The sequence below is a fragment of the uncultured Porphyromonas sp. genome (assembly GCF_902489635.1).
Classification (GTDB): domain Bacteria; phylum Bacteroidota; class Bacteroidia; order Bacteroidales; family Porphyromonadaceae; genus Porphyromonas.
The window spans coordinates 1-19,018 of record NZ_CABUAN010000005.1 but is presented as its reverse complement, the minus strand read 5'-3'; the positions used below and the strand labels follow the sequence as shown (position 1 = coordinate 19,018).

Annotated in this window: 15 protein-coding genes and 1 tRNA gene; 15 read left to right on the top strand and 1 reads right to left on the bottom strand. The window is 53.4% G+C overall.

All coding sequences use genetic code 11. The features are described 5' to 3' along the window. The first annotated feature begins 348 nt into the window (after positions 1–348). The 12 genes from RDM37_RS01775 to RDM37_RS01720 all read left to right on the top strand — a co-directional run bounded on the left by RDM37_RS01775 (position 349) and on the right by RDM37_RS01720 (position 15,155). Entirely contained in the window at positions 349–4,008 is a 3,660-nt protein-coding gene (locus RDM37_RS01775; RefSeq protein ID WP_308554585.1) for a right-handed parallel beta-helix repeat-containing protein, read from the top strand. 23 nt (positions 4,009–4,031) lie between these two features. Next, the gene (locus RDM37_RS01770; RefSeq protein ID WP_308554584.1) at positions 4,032–4,745 is read left to right on the top strand and encodes a hypothetical protein; all 714 of its coding nucleotides are present in this window, start codon (positions 4,032–4,034) and stop codon (positions 4,743–4,745) included. A gap of 150 nt (positions 4,746–4,895) precedes the next feature. Continuing rightward, complete coding sequence (locus tag RDM37_RS01765) at positions 4,896–6,293, top strand: serpin family protein (RefSeq protein ID WP_308554583.1); 1,398 nt, start codon at positions 4,896–4,898, stop codon at positions 6,291–6,293. 44 nt (positions 6,294–6,337) lie between these two features. After that, positions 6,338–7,789: a hypothetical protein gene (locus RDM37_RS01760; RefSeq protein ID WP_308554582.1), complete on the top strand. Its 1,452-nt coding sequence runs from the start codon at positions 6,338–6,340 to the stop codon at positions 7,787–7,789. Between the two features lie 330 nt (positions 7,790–8,119). Then, positions 8,120–9,430: a tyrosine--tRNA ligase gene (tyrS, locus tag RDM37_RS01755; protein WP_308554581.1), complete on the top strand. Its 1,311-nt coding sequence runs from the start codon at positions 8,120–8,122 to the stop codon at positions 9,428–9,430. Between the two features lie 18 nt (positions 9,431–9,448). Continuing rightward, positions 9,449–10,513: a glycosyltransferase family 2 protein gene (locus RDM37_RS01750; protein WP_308554580.1), complete on the top strand. Its 1,065-nt coding sequence runs from the start codon at positions 9,449–9,451 to the stop codon at positions 10,511–10,513. Between the two features lie 18 nt (positions 10,514–10,531). After that, positions 10,532–11,167: a uridine kinase gene (gene udk, locus RDM37_RS01745; RefSeq protein WP_308554579.1), complete on the top strand. Its 636-nt coding sequence runs from the start codon at positions 10,532–10,534 to the stop codon at positions 11,165–11,167. Positions 11,168–11,181: 14 nt separating this feature from the next. Next, on the top strand, positions 11,182–11,853 hold the full coding sequence (locus RDM37_RS01740) for a trimeric intracellular cation channel family protein (RefSeq protein WP_308554578.1): 672 nt from the start codon (positions 11,182–11,184) through the stop codon (positions 11,851–11,853). Between the two features lie 12 nt (positions 11,854–11,865). After that, positions 11,866–12,879: a L,D-transpeptidase gene (locus RDM37_RS01735; protein WP_374043011.1), complete on the top strand. Its 1,014-nt coding sequence runs from the start codon at positions 11,866–11,868 to the stop codon at positions 12,877–12,879. Positions 12,880–13,027: 148 nt separating this feature from the next. Further along, positions 13,028–13,309, top strand: a complete 282-nt coding sequence (gene rpsO / locus RDM37_RS01730) for a 30S ribosomal protein S15 (protein WP_308554576.1) — start codon at positions 13,028–13,030, stop codon at positions 13,307–13,309. 220 nt (positions 13,310–13,529) lie between these two features. Beyond that, positions 13,530–13,602, top strand: a tRNA-Gly gene (locus RDM37_RS01725). Positions 13,603–13,832: 230 nt separating this feature from the next. Continuing rightward, positions 13,833–15,155, top strand: coding sequence for a DUF2130 domain-containing protein (locus tag RDM37_RS01720; RefSeq protein ID WP_308554575.1), 1,323 nt, complete (start codon positions 13,833–13,835; stop codon positions 15,153–15,155). Positions 15,156–15,269: 114 nt separating this feature from the next. Here the strand turns inward: RDM37_RS01720 and RDM37_RS01715 are convergent, their stop codons facing one another. Next, a complete protein-coding gene (locus tag RDM37_RS01715; protein WP_308554574.1) occupies positions 15,270–15,857 on the bottom strand; it encodes a phosphoribosylglycinamide formyltransferase in 588 nt (195 codons plus the stop codon). A 198-nt stretch (positions 15,858–16,055) separates the two neighbouring features. Here RDM37_RS01715 and RDM37_RS01710 point away from each other — a divergent pair, with 198 nt between their 5' ends. The 3 genes from RDM37_RS01710 (at position 16,056) to rnc (ending at position 18,724) form a co-directional block, all read left to right on the top strand. Continuing rightward, positions 16,056–16,295, top strand: coding sequence for an acyl carrier protein (locus tag RDM37_RS01710; protein ID WP_004331282.1), 240 nt, complete (start codon positions 16,056–16,058; stop codon positions 16,293–16,295). 244 nt (positions 16,296–16,539) lie between these two features. Next, on the top strand, positions 16,540–17,793 hold the full coding sequence (gene fabF, locus RDM37_RS01705; protein ID WP_308554573.1) for a beta-ketoacyl-ACP synthase II: 1,254 nt from the start codon (positions 16,540–16,542) through the stop codon (positions 17,791–17,793). 121 nt (positions 17,794–17,914) lie between these two features. After that, positions 17,915–18,724, top strand: a complete 810-nt coding sequence (gene rnc / locus RDM37_RS01700) for a ribonuclease III (protein WP_299369084.1) — start codon at positions 17,915–17,917, stop codon at positions 18,722–18,724. Positions 18,725–19,018 lie beyond the last annotated feature (294 nt).

The following is a 19,018-nucleotide window of genomic DNA, read 5'->3' as shown; positions in this document are numbered from 1 at the left end:
GAAGTTTCATTTGATTCCTCCGAAGTTTCATTTGATTCTTCCGAAGAGATTTTTCTCGCCTACGTGGAGAGTTTTTATTTTCCATGTGGAGATTTGAAAATTCCTACGCGGATATTTCGAGACGCTTTCGCACGATGTCGGGGTAGGGGGGCAAAGGTGTCAAAGATAGGGGATTGGCTCGATCTACTCAATGGAGGCCGAGACTTGAAATTTAACCTTTTCTGCCTCATCGAGTAGCCATAAGGAAAATATAAGTATATTTGCCCTGTGACCTGTAGGAAGGGCGATCGCAAACGCTAGTTCCCGACCGCTCGCCACAAATCACTAAACATCAACCCACATTATCGTATGAAACGACTACTACCTCTTCTCTTCCTCTACCTCCTAGCCACCCTCGGGGTGACGGCTCAGGAGAAGCAAGGGGGACAAATCTTCCACACTGGCAGTGAGGGACCCGTCTACGACTACACTGTCGAAGCTGGTCTACCACGTCCTTACTACGACGATGGTGGCCCCGACAGGGGCATGAGGGGCAACTACTCCATGACCATCGTACAGTTCAAGCCACTTAACTCTAACTCCCACATCACCATCGTCTTCGAGCAGATAGAGATAGGGCAGTATGACGAGTTGCGCTTCTACAATGGGGCTATCCCGCTATGGAATGGGCCAAACGAAGATGGCGAGTATTACTACGACTGGCCTAAGGATGTAGACCCGATCATGACTGTCAAGGGTACGCCAGCCAATCCACGCTTTACCGTCACCTCTACCGCTGCGGATGGTTGCCTGTCGGTAGCTCTCTTCAACGGATCTAACTCCCCAGGCTGGAAGGCGATGGTCTACTGTGTCAGAAACGGCGATCCCGAGCCTGGCACAGCTCCCCAGCAAGCAGCCATTCGCTACGTCTCAACGACTGGTAGCGGTGATGGTAGCTCCTGGAGCAATGCCTCGAGCGATCTGCAAGCTATGATCGACGCCTCTTCCGCTGGTGACGAGATATGGGTCGCTAAGGGCACTTATCATCCGACCAAGCTCATCAAGACCTCTAAGAAGCGTTCTTACGCCTTTATACTTAAGGAGGGAGTATCCCTCTACGGAGGTTTTGCGGGCAATGAGACGACTCGTGACGACCGTACTGCCACAGAGATGATCGGCAACTGCTATCGTACCAATGAGACGATCCTCTCAGCTGACGATGATGTTCCTGACGTCTGGACACGTGTCGAGGGCGCAGGCTCTAAGGTACGCGAGGAGTGGCAGATCACTGGCAATGAGGGTAACTCCAATCACGTCCTTTATAGTGCTACGCCCTTTACCGAGCGCACCACGATCGACGGTTTTACCCTCAAGGGCGCCAATGCTGATGTGTGGAATGTCAAGGCTTGTGGTGGAGCGCTCTACGCCTCTGGCAATGTAGCTCTACTTAACTGCGACATCACTGAGCACTACGCTTACACCAAGGTAGAGCCTACAGGGACGACTTGGCCTTATCTAGGCGGTGCCGTTGCGATACTTAAGGGCGATGGCAAGGCACTGGTCAAGAATTGCGCTTTCTCCAAGAATATGGTCTCTATGCCAAACGGCGTAGCCTCTGGCGCGGGCATCTATATCGAGCAGGGTACGGTAGAGCACTCTACGTTTGATGGTTGTATCGCTCTAGATCAGGGTGGAGCCATCAGAGCTATAGGCTCTACGGTCAGAGCGTGTGAGATCACCAATAGCTACGGTGGCTCTGGTGGTGCTATCTACGCTGAGGACGCTACACTGCAGGCGAATAAGATATATAACTGTACGTCTATGCGTGGCGGTGCTATCTTTGCTAGCGCATCTACGATCGAAAACAATATCCTATACAACTGCTTTGCTGACGATCCCATCTACGAGGATCCTACTCTGGCAAATCGCGGAGGTGGTGCCGTATGGACACTCGGCACGAGCAAGCTCGTAGGTAACCTGATCTACAACTGTACAGGCTTCAAGGGTGGCGGTGTCGTGATGACGGCCGACGGCATCTTTGCACACAACACTATTGCTCAGTGCGTTGCTAATAACGCAGCTGAGACTACTCCCGACCTGCTCCTGCCTGCTGGCACTAAGGCTCTCAACTCCATCTCTGGAGTAGATGCCCCCAGCGAGCACTTTGTCAAGCCGACAACCTTCGCAGGCTATTCTAAGGATGCAGCGAAGGCTGAGGAGCTAGCCACTAGTGACTGGCACCTCCTGACCACTTCGTCTCTCATCGGTACAGGTACGTCCTCTGACTACAACAACACGATCGACATCTATGGAGACACCCGTATGCAGGAGCTCTCCGTCAATCCAGGTGCTATCGCCAAGGCTATAGCTCCTGTTGAGGAGGAGGCTGCGATCGTCATGACTGTAGAGAGTACCGACAAGCCGATCACGATTACCGCGGGTGGTCTTAAGGGGACGAAATTCTCTATCGACTGGGGCGATGGCAACAAGGTCGAGTACGAGGATCTTAAGAAGATCACCAATACTCCTCTTGGCAACACGATCAAGATCTACGGAGATGATATCCTCGCTCTTCAGGCGAACAATATCGGCCTCACGGCTCTTGATGTGACCAATGCGCCTAAGCTCTTTAAGCTCTTCTGTAACAACAACAAGCTCTCTGAGCTAGACTTGACAAAGAACACAGCACTCGTAGCACTCTACTGCTCGGAGAATCTTATCTCCAAGCCACTCGACATCTCGGAGTGTACCAAGATGCGTGCTTTTGACATCAGTCGCAACGCTATCCCAGGTAAGCTCGATCTATCGAAGATGAGCAGTCTCTCGAGCTTCAAGTGCTTTAACAATGCGATCACTGAGCTACTGCTGCCTAAGACAGCTCCGCTCAACACGATCGACTGCGACAGCAATCGCATCGCGACACTAGACCTGACGGGTATCAACGACCTCGCTGAGCTAAACTGTGCCTACAACGAGCTCACAGAGCTAACGCTCACTGGACTGCCCAACCTCTCTAAGGTCTACGCTCCAGGCAATAAGCTCTCTAAGATCACCTTCGATGAGCAGATGATCATCACAGATCTGACGCTCTTTAGCAATAAGTTCGCTACGATAGATCTCTCAGCTCTGCCTAAGCTCGAGAGCCTGTACCTACAGGACAATGAGCTGACAGCTATCGACCTGACGGTGACGCCACTCATTAAGTGGCTCAACCTAGGCAACAATAAGCTCTCTAGCCTCAATGTCACACCGCTTACAGGGCTTATGAACCTGCGCTGCGGAGGCAATCAGATCCCTGCGATCGACCTCTCACAGTCGCCTATGCTGAATACCCTGTGGATCGACGACAATAAGCTCACAGAGCTAGATGTACAGCATCAGAAGAACCTCTTCTGGCTCACCTGCTCGGGCAATGAGCTCACCAAGCTAGACCTCTCGCACAATCCGTCGGTCGTCTGGCTCAAGTGTAGCCGCAACAAGCTCACGCAGCTCGACCTGTCGGCTCTGAAGGCGGTGCAGATGCTCTACTGCGATCACAACCAGATCAGCGAGCTTAAGATCACCAACTACGCTGGGCTACAGGGACTATTCTTGCAAAACAACATGATGCCTGCCGCAGCACTCAATAGTTTGATCAAGGCACTCCCCAATGTCTCAGAGGTGGAGGTACATGACAACAATCGCGAGTGGGCTAAGCAGCTCAACATCAGCGAGAACCCAGGCACTGTTGAGGCTGACATCGCACCTGCACAGAGCAACGGCTGGATCGTTACAAACGAGACCGCTATCCTTGCTCCTGCGACTGCAGAGGCTACTAGCATCTACTACGACGCTGACCTGAGAGCGATCGTCTCAGAGACTCCTCTGGCACAGATCACGCTCTACAGCCTACAGGGTGAGATGATCATGCACGCTACCGATGGTGGCACGCACTACGCGCTACCTGAGCTGCCAGTGGGTAGTTACCTCGTACATGCCGAGAGCGCAGACGGAGCCATCCTCACGCTCAAGGTAGTAGTCTCCAAGTAAGAAATAACTCTCAATACATGACTATGACTAAAATACATTCTATCCTACTTGCTTTTGTTGTATTGTTGCTCTCCTCATCTTGTGCAACGACCTATTATCAAGTAGCATCAGTAAAGTCGACATCTCCCATGAGACAGACGGCTGATAAGCTTGTCTATGAGGATGCGAATTGCTTTATAGAGTACGACTTTTGGGCTCAAGGAGGAAATGCTGCCTTCACGGTAACGAATAAAACGGATAAAGACCTCTTCGTGCACAAGAATCGTTGCTTTCTTGTGGTCAATGGGCATGCTAAAGATTGCGATAAGACAAGCGAATATGTTCTTTCCAATGGAACAGCACTCACAGAGCAATTAGTCGTTATTCCTCCAGGCTCTTATAAACTCTTCGGAGAGTATAGCATCCTAGATCAGGTGTTTACGTCCTGTGACTTGAGAGATAAGCCGACTAAACGTAGACCTGCAAAGGTTGAGTTCACCGAAGAGACAAGTCCTATACACTTTACCAATGTCATTACCTATTCTCAAAATGAGAAAGATGGCACTGTGACGAGAGTTTATAACGACTTCTACATTTCAGCTTTCTCCAATTATTCTCAGTCTCAGTTTATTTCTACGCGAAGTGAAACGACCGATTGCTCTGGGGCTACTAAGATCGTATATCAACCCTACTACCCTCTTAGGGCTGTAAATAAATTCTGGAATATTTATGTACCAAAAGGGGGGTACTTCTATTAGCCAGCTACAAAGGAGTCTTGCCTCTACTACTAATGGGGTAAACCACGCTCAAGGTGGTAATCTCCAAGTAAGACTGCTAACGCTATAAATGCGACAAGCCCCCCCGACAGAGCTGGGGGGCTTGTTTGCAACAACTAACTAGTATAACCTATGAAGTATCGTTTGACTTTTGGCTTAGTCCTAACGCTTGCGGTGGCACTTGTCACACTGAGCGCTTGTGACGAGGAGCTGCGAGACCCCAAGGAGGGTCCTATCACTTTCTTAGTTGGCGGCAAGGCTCCCGCAGCTGGTACGCCTATGCCTAAGACCCCTAACATGTCTCATGCCTCTCTGCCCGCAGAGAGCATGCCACTGGTAGAGGCTGGCAATGCCTTTAGCCTTAAGCTCTTTGGGGCTCTTCTGGACAATCGGGCTGCCAGTACTAACCTCGTGCTCTCACCGATCTCTATTGAGACAGCTCTCGGGATGAATGCGGTGGGTCTGTCGGACGAGGCTTTCGATGAGTACAGATCGGCACTGAAGCTATCCGCTACACAGAGCATTGCCTCTGTAGCAAGATACTATCAGCAGCTCAACGCGGTGATGTGTAGTGCGGGTGAATACGCCTGCTACTTCCCGTCCAATAGCTTTTGGGTCTCCTCAAAGTATCAAAGTCACTTGATCGAGTCCTACCCACGGCAACTCTATGACTTCTTTGGCGCTCCAACAGCGACGCTCGACCTCAGCGATCCAGCCTCTTACGAGGCGGTCAATGCTTGGATCAGTCGCAAGACCTACGGCAAGATACCGCATATGCTCGACCCTAGTCGTGCTGGGGAGCAAGACCCGCTTGCCTTCCTAGTTAATACCGCCTTCTTTGCAGCTGCGTGGCAATGGGATACGAGCGAAGAGCAGACCCAGGCGGGCAAGTTCACCAATGGCACTGGCGAGGAGGAGCCTGCTATGATGATGTCTATCTACAATGACACCTCCATCGACTACTTTGCCGATGATCGCTTTGAGGCGCTTTCGGTTGGACTACAAGCTAGTGAGGAGTTGCAAAAGTATGGTAAGACGCCATTTCGCATGCTGCTCATCTTACCGAAAGATCGTACGCTACCGCTCTCCCAGAGCTTGCCGACGCCCGAAGAGCTACGCAAATTCACCACGGCTGGCAAGCGCTATGCACTAGATATACGCCTGCCCCGCCTGAACGCTGGGATCCCCACGCTAGACTTGACGCCTGAGCTGATGGGGCTAGGACTATGCAAGACGCTGGGAGTACCTCTCACGGAGCTCAGCCGTATGTTTGACCCGAAGTTTCTAGCGCAGCAGATGAGCGAGCAGTCAGGTCGACAAAACCGCCTATACCACCAAGCGACACTCCAGTGGAATGAGAAAGGCGTCGAGGGAGCCGCTGCAACGGTTATAGGAGCCGTGGAGCCTGGTGTAGGTGATCCGCTTGAGCCTCGTAGCATCGCCTTCGACAGACCATTCTTTGCCTCTATCGTACACCCCGAGACGGGCAAGATACTCTTCATCGCTGCCATCAACACACTACGCAGATGATGCGACCAATACACTAAACAGTTTAACTATAAAACGTTTCCCCTATGAAAAGAATCACATCAACCCTCCTGCTCCTCGTAGCAGGACTATTCGCCCTCACTAGCTGTGGCTGGGACAACCCCATCACGGGCGGTGACACGCCTCAGGAGCCCGAGAAGATCTCGCAGTGGATGCTCCCCATAGAGCGTTACGGCATCACCCTCGACGAGGTGACGCAGATCGAGGAGGGACGCGGTAACAAGGTCGAGCGCTCAGACGAGCTGATGACCCTGACCGCTACGCCTCAAGACACTAAGGCAGTACAAGAGATCGTTTACTACTTTGACAAGAACAGTCACTATCAGGTGGCTCGCGTAAAGTTTGCTTCGCAAGAGAGTGCCAAGCAGTTCATCGATGAGTATCTGCTCAACAACGGCTTCGTCAAGAGCAACCTTCGCACCGCTAAGGCTTCGGAGGAGATCTACATCAGCGCACCACGCGGTAGCCGTGTCTCTTCAGTCATCCTCGTGGATGGTGAGCAGACCGAGCCGATCTTCTGGTGGACTAACAACGACAACAATAAGAGCAACTGGCTACGTGTCGATCCCCTTCAGGATCAGACTACTGGCATCTGGATGCCGCTCCTACCTTACGGAGCTACGCTAGAGATGGTTCAGCTCTTTGAGGCTCGTATGGGGCACACACTCGATGCCGAGGCGAGCAAGCCTGACAAGGGCGTCTTCAAGTTCAAGACGGGACACGAGGTGTACACCGAAGTGACCTATTGGCTAGATCTCAATACGAATCACTTCCTCGAGGAGAGCAAGATCTCCTGCGACACGCTCCATCGTCCCACGCCTGAGCAGCTTGACGCTTACCTGAAGGCTCAGGGCTTCAAGCCTACAGGCCTCAAGGACAAGGAGGGCAACCCCATCTACTACGACAAGAGCATCAAGCTCATTGCCAACGTAGATATGAATATCCCTAAGGACGCCGAGGCTAAAAAGACTTTCCGCCCAGGTATCCAGTACTATACCAATAGTGATATAGAGCAACTTCTCCCCTATGAGGAGGTAGACTTCCCGATGCCACTCTTTGGCTTTGAGAAGGAGAAGATGGAGGATATCATGAAGAAGTATGGCGATCAGGACTACACGGCAACGGTTCTTCCGGAGCTTGCCGCTGATATGCCTTTCCCAGCCGTACAGACACGTAGCAAGTACTTCCCGACCATTATCTTGTGGCCTAGTGACAATGACGAGTCGCTCTATGGTGCAGCGATGGTCATCTGTACAGATCTCAAGGCACTCCGCTCTCCATCGCTCATAGACCGCTTGGAGCGTCGTGGATTTGTCTATGACAAGACGAGATCCATCCTACTGCCCACCTATATCAACGAGCAGGAGGGCGTCATGGTTCAGATAGATGAGGGGACCATCATCACGGGTCTCAGCTTCAGCCCTATCGAGGACTTTACCAGTTCAGCGTCTTCACTGGCACGACGCATGAAGCGATAGTGCTAGACCGATCGATATAACATCGACAACAATAATGCGGGCGGGCTCACCATGTAGTGAGTCCGCCCATTGTCGTCTCGAGAGTTTGGGAGAGTGGCTGAGGAGGAGTCGCTTTCCTCATCGACTGTATTGTACTCTACTACTTATACATACGAGTTCCAAAAACAGTTTCCCTCTTGGAACTTTTTAGTTCCAAGGGAGGAACTCTTTAGTTCCAGCGGAGGAACTTTTCAGTTCCAAGGGAGGAACTTTTCGGTTCCAAGGGAGGAAGCGTCTATTAGCTACTAATAATTCGTACCTTTGTGATCTAAGTAACACAAAAGAATAACTATGAGCCACTCCTCACTGATTAGCGAACTGAAGGCGCGTGGGATGATTCATAATATCATGCCAGGCACCGAAGAGCAACTCACGGAGCATCTGACGACGGCCTACGTGGGCTTTGACCCGACGGCTGACTCGCTCCACATCGGTCACCTCGTCGGCGTGATGATGCTACGACACTTGCAGCGTGCTGGACACAGACCGATAGCTCTACTGGGTGGAGCTACCGGTATGATCGGCGACCCCTCGATGAAGTCCCAAGAGCGCAACCTACTAGACATGGATACGCTCCGACACAATCAGGAGTGCATCGGTCGGCAGCTGGGGCACTTCCTCGACTTTGAGTCTGACGCTCCCAATAAGGCGCTACTCCTCAACAACTACGACTGGATGAAGGACTACAGCTTCCTCAACTTCATCCGAGACATCGGTAAGCATATCACGGTGAACTATATGATGGCGAAGGATAGCGTCAAGCGTCGCCTCGAGGCGAATGCCGAGGCGGGACTCTCCTTCACCGAGTTTTCCTACCAGCTCCTCCAGGGCTACGACTACCTGCACCTCTACCGTGAGTACGGTTGCCGTGTTCAGATGGGCGGCTCCGACCAGTGGGGCAACATCACGACCGGCACGGAGCTGATACGTCGTATCGAGGGTGGCGAAGCTTTTGGCGTGACCTGCCCGCTGATCAAGAAGGCTGACGGCACCAAGTTTGGCAAGACAGAGCAAGGCAACGTCTGGCTAGATCGTCGCTACACGTCGCCTTACACCTTCTGTCAGTTCTGGCTCAACGTATCCGACGAGGACGCCGAGCGTTTTGTCAAGATCTTTACCAGCATCCCACTAGAGGAGATCGACTCGCTCATAGAGCGTCATCGTCAGGCTCCGCATGAGCGCCTCCTCCAGCATACGCTCGCCGAGGAGCTCACGGTCATGGTTCACGGACGTGAGGATTACGAGCAGAGCATGTCGGCTGGACAGATACTCTTTGGCAACAACACGCACGACCAGCTGCGTCAGATGTCGGAGGAGCTGCTCAAGGAGGTTATGGCAGGCGTACCAAACTACAACGTCGGCCGGACGCTCCTAGAGCAGGCAGGTGGCGTCAAACTGCTAGATCTACTGGTAGAGCATGCGCCGATCTTTAAGTCCAAGGGCGAGCTGCGCAAGCTGATCGCTTCGAACGGCATCAGCCTCAACAAGGAGAAGGTTGCTGACCAAGAATGTGTGGTCACTACCGACGACCTGATCGCTGGCAAGTATCTGATCGTGCAGCGAGGTAAGAAGAATTACTACCTCATCACGGTCTCTGCCTAGCACAAAAAGGGAAGCCCTATGCTCCTCTCGGTCGTCCTAGTCAACTACAAGGTGCCGCAGCTGACCATCGAGGCGGTTCGCTCGGTGCTGGCTAGTTGTCGTCAGATCGAGGGCGAGGTGGAGGTGATCGTGCTGGACAATGCTTCTGGCGACGACTCGATGGAGCGTCTCCGCACAGCCTTGGGCAAAGAGCCTAGGGTAAAGCTGCTGGAGAGCGCGACGAATGGAGGCTTTGCCCGTGGTAATAACCAAGCGATTGCCGAGGCACGTGGCGAATATCTCTTGTTGCTCAACCCCGATACGCTGGTGGGGGAGTCGACGCTCGCCTACTGCTTGACCTTCCTCCAGACCCATCCCGAGGCGGGAGCCGTAGGACCTCGCCTCATTAACCAGTCTGGGGCGATGCACCCCGAGAGCAAGCGGGGCGTGCCTACGCTGTGGCATAGTTTCTGTCGCCTTACACGTCTCTACCGCTTGGCACCTCACTCTGCTTGGCTCAATGGTTACTACCAGGGGCATCTCTCGCCTGACGAAGTGCAGCAGGTGCCGGTGCTGACGGGTGCCTTCCTGATGATGAGGCGGGCACTATACCAAGCGGTGGGTGGACTGGACGAGCGTTACTTCATGTATGGCGAGGACATTGATCTCTGCTATACGATAGAGCAGGCGGGCTATCACAACTACTATCTCCCCACGCCAGTACTACACTACAAGGGCGAGTCGGAGCAGGCGGTCGACAGGGTGCGCTACGAGGAGAACTTCTACGGAGCGATGCGCCTCTTCTACCTCAAGCATCAGGGAGAGAGCTGGTGGAGCCGGCACGTGACCACGCCACTGGTACTCGTAGCCATCAATCTACAGCGTCGCTTGGCGCAGGGACGGCGCAAGGCGAGAGCTTCGAACGCCAAGCAACCCGCACCGCATACCATATCGCTGACGCTTGCCGAGCTAAGCGCAGATGTAGAGGCTTTTCCCCCGGGGACTCGACTAGAAGTGTCGCTAGCGGGGGCTTCGTACGACGCCCTGCTAGAGACTATGGAGCGCTGCGCTGCGCGGAAATACCTATTTATAGTAAACCCATAAGACTATTTCGCTGAAGCTATGAAGCACAAACCGATTATCATAGGCGTAGCGGGTGGCACTGCCTCGGGCAAGAGTACCCTAGTGCGCCGTCTGCAGGAGACCTTTGTCGATGAGGATGTCGTAGTCCTCAGTCACGACTACTATTATAGGGCGCACGATGAGCTGCCTCTGGAGCAGCGTGCTAAGCTCAACTACGACCACCCCGATGCCTTCGACACGAAGCTGATGTGCGAGCAGATTAACCAGCTCTGCGAGGGACACAGCGTGGAGCGCCCCGTCTACTCCTTTGTCAATCACAACCGCATCCCTGAGACGGTCACCATAGATCCGCCTTGTGTGCTGATCATAGACGGGATCTTGATCTTTGAAAATGAGGAGCTACGTGACCTGATGGATGTCAAGATCTACGTGCAGACGGACGATGATGTGCGCCTGGCGCGACGCATACAGCGCGATGTCAAGGAGCGGGGACGCAGTGTCGACTCAGTCATCGAGCAGTACCTCACGACGGTCAAGCCGATGCACCAGCAGTTTGTCGAGCCCTCACGACGCTACGCTGACCTGATCATCCCCGAGGGAGGCTTTAACTCCGTTGCGGTGCGTCTGCTCATAGACAATGTGCGCTCGCTCCTCTCCTCAAGAGCTAAGCATTGAGCCTGTACTGATCTATGATAGAGCAACTCTTTGGCATTGACCTGTCCTCCATCACATGGCCTGAGGTGACAGTGACGAGGATCCTAGACTTCATCGGGACCTTCGCTTTCGCTATCTCTGGCATACGCCTAGCATCGACCAAGCAGATGGACTGGTTCGGAGCTTATGTGCTGGGTGTCACGACGGCTGTGGGCGGAGGTACGCTACGTGACTTATTCCTCGGTACGACCCCCTTCTGGATGCTCCAGCCCTCCTACATGATCATCACCTTTGTGGCGCTGCTCTACGTATATATCTTTAGAAAGATCCTCATCCGCACAGCTCCGACGGTCTTTATCTTTGACGCTATCGGACTGGGGCTCTTTATGGTGGTGGGTGTGGACAAGACGCTCGCCATGGGCTTCCCCAGTTGGGTGGCGATCATCATGGGTACCGTGACAGGCTCCTTCGGGGGGTTGCTACGAGACATCATCCTCAACGAGACACCCCTCATCTGTCGTCAAGACATCTACGCCTTGGCCTGCATCGCTGGAGGCATTATCTACACTTTGATGCTACGCTTCGTACCTATAGATACAGTCTACGCACAGCTTGTGTCAGCGGGTATGGTCATCTTGATACGCATCCTAGCTGCGCGCTACCACTGGCACTTGCCCCAGCTCAAAGGGATCGACAGCTCCCATTAACTTATAGATCTTATGAAAAACATTATGACTTTCCTACCCCTTGCCCTCACACTCTTGCTGGCTTGCCAGCCCTCCACTCAAAGTAGTGCCGAGGTACCTATGGACACGATCGCAACCGTAGACACTGTCGTGGCTGAGCCTCAGCCTGAGCTTACGGCTGAGCAGATCGTCATTGACCGAGAGCTAACCTTTGACAAATATACGCTTAAGGACTCCTACACGTACCAAAAGGAGACGCGCACCATACAGTGGGATAAGATACGCGAGCAACTCCTACGCATCGAGCAGCTACAAGCAGAGCCACAGCAGTGGGGCGTACTGCAAAACTATAAGAACGCAAATGGTGAGGCACCGCTGACCAAAGCGTGGTCTCGCGATAGCTACAAGCTAGTCTCTGACTCGCTCGGTGTGGAGCGCTATCAGTCGGTGCCACTCTACGCACCCACAGACACCCTCAAGCCTGAGCTTTATGGTCGCGATGGGACGCTCATAGCGATGACTGACACCCTAGGCAGCAAGTTCTGGCAAGGCAGAGTCGAGTCTCCCGAGGCGGAGTGGTATGTGCCACGTCGCTACGTACAGCTACTGGCGCCTGACGTCACCTTCTCGCACGTGGTCGTAGTAGATCGCAAGAACCAGCACATCGTCGTGCTGGAGCGTCAGTCGCCAGCGCACTACCTCGTGCGAAGTATCAACCCCGCCACGACGGGGCGTCACAAGCCTCCCCACGCTAAGGAGACGCCTCTAGGCATCTTCCTCCTGCAGCAGAAGAAGTCAAAGATGTTTTACACCAGTGACGGGTCTAGTCGCATCGCCGGCTTTGCACCGTGGGCTAGTCGCTTCACTTGCGGAGCCTATATCCATGGTGTGCCCGTAAACAATCCCAAGGGTAAGATCGTCGAGTACAGTCCGTCACTTGGCACGACACCCCGCTCTCACATGTGCGTCCGCAACGCCAGCTCGCACGCTAAGTTTGTCTATGACAACTGCCCCACGCTCGCCACGCTCGTCGTCGTGATCGAGTGACCCTTTGCGGAGGGGCAGGCTTGCGGGGTGAAATATTATTTGTACCTTTGCAGGCGAAATGCATCGTCGTGCTCATTGTCGCCCCATAGAGGTGGGGCCTTGGGTGGCGAGGATGTTATGAATGTCTCACAAATAACCTCATAACAAAATGTACCTAGACAGTACCAAGAAGCAAGAGATCTTCGCAAAGTACGGAGCCTCTGCACAGGACACCGGCAGTGTCGAGAGCCAGGTAGCTCTCTTTACTTATCGTATTCAGCACCTCACGGAGCACCTTAAGGAGAATAAGAAGGACTTCTCTACGTCACGTAGCCTGAAGATGCTCGTAGGTAAGCGTCGTCGTCTGCTAGACTATCTCGCTAAGAAGGATATCGAGCGTTATCGTAAGCTCATCGCTGACCTTGGCATCCGTCACGCGACGAAGTTCTAAGCAGCGCAGCTAGCCGAAAGTCCTAGGTGGGGAACTAGCTGAAAGAGGTCATTCGTCAAATAAGTCCTCCGAAGCTATTGCAGATTCAAAAAGTTTTCGTACCTTTGTACTCACAAATCGGCAGGACACCCTTTAGCACCTCTCGGTAGTTAGGCTGAGTAGCCTCTTTTTTGGATACTCATAGTAATACAAGAGGGGCATAAGAGGGAAGGTCCGAAATGCGGAAGTAGCTCAGTTGGTAGAGCACAACCTTGCCAAGGTTGGGGTCGCGGGTTCGAGTCCCGTCTTCCGCTCTTCGAGATATAAAGATATTGGTTTAGAGTAAGAACAGATAAGCGTAGTGAGCTACATGGCTCCTACGCTTATTTTGTTTTATGATAGCTCGTCAGGAGCAGGCTAGGGGAACAGACTAGCCAAGCTCTCTACACCGCCTTAGACTGAGAAGATGTATATTTGCAAGTAAAGAGAGGCGGATCGGATTACTCTCTAACTTCTAATCTCTAACATCTAACTTCTAATCCCTATGCACGAATTAGTTTGTCCGAATTGCCATCAGCCGTTTAGTATCGATGAGCGTGGCTATGCGCAGCTGCTAGAGCAGGTGCGTGGCGAGGCTTTTGACAAGGCACTCGCTGAGCGCGTGGCGCTGGTAGAAGAGCAGAGCCGACAGGCGCAGCAGCTCGCTGTGGCGCAGGCTGAGGCGACGCTCAAGGAGCAGCTCTCACAGCGAGACAATCAGCTGGTACAGCTCCAGAGCAGACTGGACGCTATGGGCGAGAAGAGCCAAGCGGATCTGAAGCTAGCTCTGGCCAACAAAGAGCAAACGCTCATCGAGCTGCAGGCTCAGCTAGCACAGCAAGAGAGCCTACGAGACAATGAGCGCTTGAAGGTGCAGGCCGAGAGCCAGAAAGCACTACAAGCTAAGGAGCAAGAGATCACTGCACTGCAGGCTCGGGTGGAGCTACAGAGCAAAGAGGCTCAGCTAGAGGTCAAGCAACTGCAAGAGCAGCACGAGCTGGAGAAGAAGGTGCTAGAGCAAGAGGTAGACTTTTACAAAGACCTCAAGTCCCGTATGTCCACCAAGATGCTGGGTGAGACACTCGAGCAGCACTGCGCCTTGGAGTTTGAGCAGAAGCTGAGGCCCTTTTATCCCAACGCATACTTTGAGAAGGACAACGATGTGGTCGGTGGCACCAAGGGAGACTTTGTCTTTCGTGACTATGCCGATGAAGGCGAGCTAGAGTACATCTCCATCATGTTTGAGATGAAAAACGAGTCTGACACGACCTCCACGAAGCATCGCAACGAAGACTTTCTCAAGAAGCTTGACGAGGATCGCCGCAAGAAAGGGTGCGAGTACGCCGTCCTCGTGTCGCTCCTGGAGGGCGACAATGAGCTCTACAACGGTGGTATCGTCGACAAGTCACACCGCTACGAGAAGATGTATGTGATCCGTCCCCAGTTCTTCGTGCCACTGATCACGCTCCTCGTCTCCGCCTCACGCAAGAGCCTCGATATACGCAAGCAGCTCTTCGAGGCGCAGCAGCAGTCCATCGATATCACACACTTTGAGGAGGAAGTGAAGGACTTCAAGAACAGATTCGGGCGCGACATACGCTTAGCGAATGATAAGTTTCTGAAGGCGATCAAAGAGATCGATACCTCTATCGAGCATCTGCAAAAGATCAAAGGGCTTCTTATGGGCAGCGAAAACTTCTTGCGCTTAGCCAACGACAAGGCGGAGGGGCTGACCATTCGCAAGCTCACCTACAAGAACCCGACCATGCAGGCTAAGTTTAAGGAGCTCAGAGCGCAGCGCGCACTCGAACAGCCTTCAGAGGATTAGGCTTCCAAACACGATATAATATATAGAGAGAGGGGACTCGACCGCTACCGTGCGATCGGGTCCCCTCTATCATTAAGAGACTATTGACTTTTGCAACAGTCTCATTTAGCTGCGCTAGACGAGTGGTGGGAGGTCGGGACGGGTGAGGTAGTCAGCGACGACCACTGGGTAGTAGGTGTGCTCCAGACGATGGATCCGCTCAGCGAGCGTCTCGACCGTGTCATCAGGATGAACCGCTAGGCGCACATCGCAGAGCGTCGAGCCACGGTCAAACTGTTCGTCGATGAGGTGGATCGTGATGCCGCTCATGGCGCAGTGCTCCTCTAGTACGCGCTCATGGACGCGATCGCCATACATCCCCTTGCCCCCATAGTCGGGTAGCAGTCCTGGGTGAATGTTGAGGATCCGCTGCGGGAAAGTGCGTAGCAAGCTCTCAGGCACCAAGCCGAGGAAGCCCGCGAGGACGATCGCAGTCACCTGATATTGCTCTCGGAGTTGCTTAGCAAATGCGGGCTCACGCATCTCCTTGCGCTGGAAGGTGAGGGACGGTATGCCCAGTCTCTCAGCACGCTTGAGGACTCCAGCGTGGGGGTTGTCGGTCGCTATGAGTGCGACAGAAATGTCGTCGATATGAGCCAGGTAGTGGACAAGAGCCTCCGCATTTGTTCCATTGCCTGAGGCGAAGATAGCTATGGTTTCCATTTTTATTCGTACATTTGTTGCACATAAGGGGCGCATGTGTGCAAAATGCAGTGGCATCTACACGCTCTTGCGCCTCTTGTGTACAAAGGTACAGCTAAATCTGCGGATGCGCTACGCCTCAGTGCCAAGCGGTCTGCACCGATGCTTTACCGATCTAGTATGACTAATCAATTATTCATCCAATAAACCTATTAAGCAATGAACGCAGAAGTAGAAAGCAAGGTCAAAGACCTAATCGCAGACAAGCTCAACGTCGAGCTCTCAGAGGTAACTCGTGAGGCAAACTTCACCACCGATCTTGGTGCTGACTCACTCGACACAGTCGAGCTGATGATGGCCTTCGAGAAGGAGTTTGATATGACCATCCCCGACGAGGAGGCTGAGGGTATCAAGACCGTTGGCGACGCTATCGACTATATCGAGAAGCAGCTAGCATAAGCCATCCTGAGGAGTAGACAGAGTGCTCTCCTCACCATGCGATACAGAGGTCTCGTCGCATAGCTAATGCGACTACCTATATCCTCTGTCGTATATACATAGCCCGAGGGCAAGTCTCAGATCTCCCAGCATGGGTGCTGGGCTTGCCCTTGTGCATTTCCCCACATTCAGTTTACACCGCTAGAACCTGTTGCTTATCGCAACAGACTCCTCATATCCCCGACGCTTGACTTTGATATAGCCTATGCAATTTAACAGAGTAGTCGTGACTGGCCTAGGTGCCATCACCCCCATTGGCAATGACGCTCCTACCACTTGGCAAAACCTGCTAGCTGGTAAGAGTGGAGCAGCTCCCATCACACAGTTTGATGCCTCCAAGTTCAAGACCCAATTCGCCTGTGAGGTCAAGGGTTTTAATCCAGAAGAGCACTTCGACCGCAAGGAGGTACGTCGCTATGACCGATACACTCAGCTCGCCCTCGTGGCAACAAAAGAGGCGATTGCAGACTCAGCTGTAGACCTAGAGCATGTCGACAAAAACGAGGTCGGCGTCATCATCAGCGCGGGTATCGGAGGGCTAGAGACCTTCCAGGAGGAGATCATGCAGTATGATCCCGAGCGGGGGCCCCGCTTCAACCCCTTCTTCATTCCGAAGATGATCTCCGACATCGCTGCTGGACTCGTATCGATCGAGTACGGCTTTCACGGACCCAACTACAGCGTCGCCTCAGCCTGTGCCTCCTCAACGAATGCGATCATCGATGCCGCTATCATGATACGTCTCGGCAAGGCAAAGATGATGGTGGCCGGTGGTAGTGAGGCTGCTGTGACGGTCGCTGGTATCGGCGGCTTCAACGCGATGCACGCCCTCTCCACACGCAACGACTCACCCGAGACCGCCTCTCGTCCCTTCAGTGCTAGCCGTGACGGCTTTGTGCTAGGCGAGGGTGCTGCTATCCTTATATTAGAGGAGTATGAGCATGCGGTTGCTCGTGGTGCTAAGATCTATGCAGAGTTTGCCGGCTTCGGTCTATCGGCCGATGCGTATCACCTGACCGCTAGCCACCCGGAGGGACTGGGTGCCAAGCTCGTGATGACCCGCGCCCTAGAGGATGCTGGTATGAAGCCCGAGGATGTAGACTACATCAACGTTCACGGCACCTCGACACCCGTCGGTGATGCTTCAGAGGTCAAGGCGATCCAAAGCGTCTGGGGCGACAAAGCTTACGATCTCAACATCAGCTCCTCAAAGTCTATGACAGGGCACCTCCTCGGTGCTACGGGAGCTCTAGAGGCCATGGCTATCGTCAAGTCTATTCAGGAAGATGTCGTCACACCGACCATCAATCATGAGCCAGGCGACGAAGATGATCAGATAGACTACAAGCTCAACTTCACCTTTGACAAGGCGCAAAAGCGTACCGTCAACGTAGCCATGAGCAATACCTTCGGCTTCGGAGGCCACAACGCCTGCGTCATCTTCAAGAAGGTTCAGTAAGCGCACACGCACCGTATCAACTCATGACACTATATCAGCGACACCCCTTCACGCACGTTACTTTAGAGTCGACGAGTGTGGAGGGGTGTCGCTCTTTTTGCTCCTTTAGACAGACAGTGCTATGAGTTTGATGAGACGCTCTAGGACTAGGATGTGGCTTCAGGAGCTAGGTGAGCGTTGGCAGCATTGGTGGCGCGGCATACGTGGTGGCAGCTCGCAGCGTACGCCCAATCTGACCACACTCTTCGATCGGATAGGCATCGTGCCAGTCCGCACAGACCTCTACCTGCTAGCGATGCGTCACCGCTCCTGCACGATCATCGGGGAGGGTGGTGAGAAGCTCAATAATGAGCGACTTGAGTTCCTCGGCGATGCAGTCCTCGAAGCCTCTATCTGTACCTACCTCTATCACCTCCATCCCACATGGGACGAAGGTGAGCTGAGCAAGTGCAAGAGCTCGCTCGTGAGCCGTCCCGTCAATAACGAGGTGGGCCGACGTCTGCATCTAGAGCGTTATATCGTCATGGTGCCGAGCGCATTAGACAACTCGGTAGACATCTACGGCAACACCGTGGAGGCACTCATCGGAGCCATCTACCTCGATCAGGGCTACGCCCGTACGCAGGACTTCGTCCGCGACTTTATCCTCCCCACCTATCGCGACATGCAGGCGCACACGGTGGCGAGCATTCAGAACTATAAGAGCGAGCTCATCGAGTGGGTGCAGAAGCATCACCTCTCGCACGAGTTTCGTCTCGAGGAGCACGATATGGCGCCACACGATCACTTCGTCTACAGCGTCTGGATCGATGGCAAGCCCGTAGGGCGCGGTGCTGGCAGCAGTAAGAAGCGCGCCCAGCAGGAGGCAGCGCGTGACACCCTCGAGCTACTCCAGCAGGCCTACTCGACGATACAGCACCGCAAAGGCTAGTCGCACGAGCTCTGCGTCCCCTTCCACCGCGTCCATTAGCGCATCCCCACATATCACTACACGTCTCGTGCGTCCGTTGTATCGAAGGGTTACAGCGTTAAGTTTGTTACCCGTCCAGACTGGTTCGGGGGGCGGACGCCTTTTCGCTAGACACTCTCGAGCCTTCCGAAAGTTCCGATCCCTAATTTCAAGTCTCTAACTTCTAACCTCTATCTCTATTTACATATCTTTACGGGGAGATTCGTCCGATCCCCTCCTTTCTCGAATATCCACGTGGAAAATCTCAAATCTCCA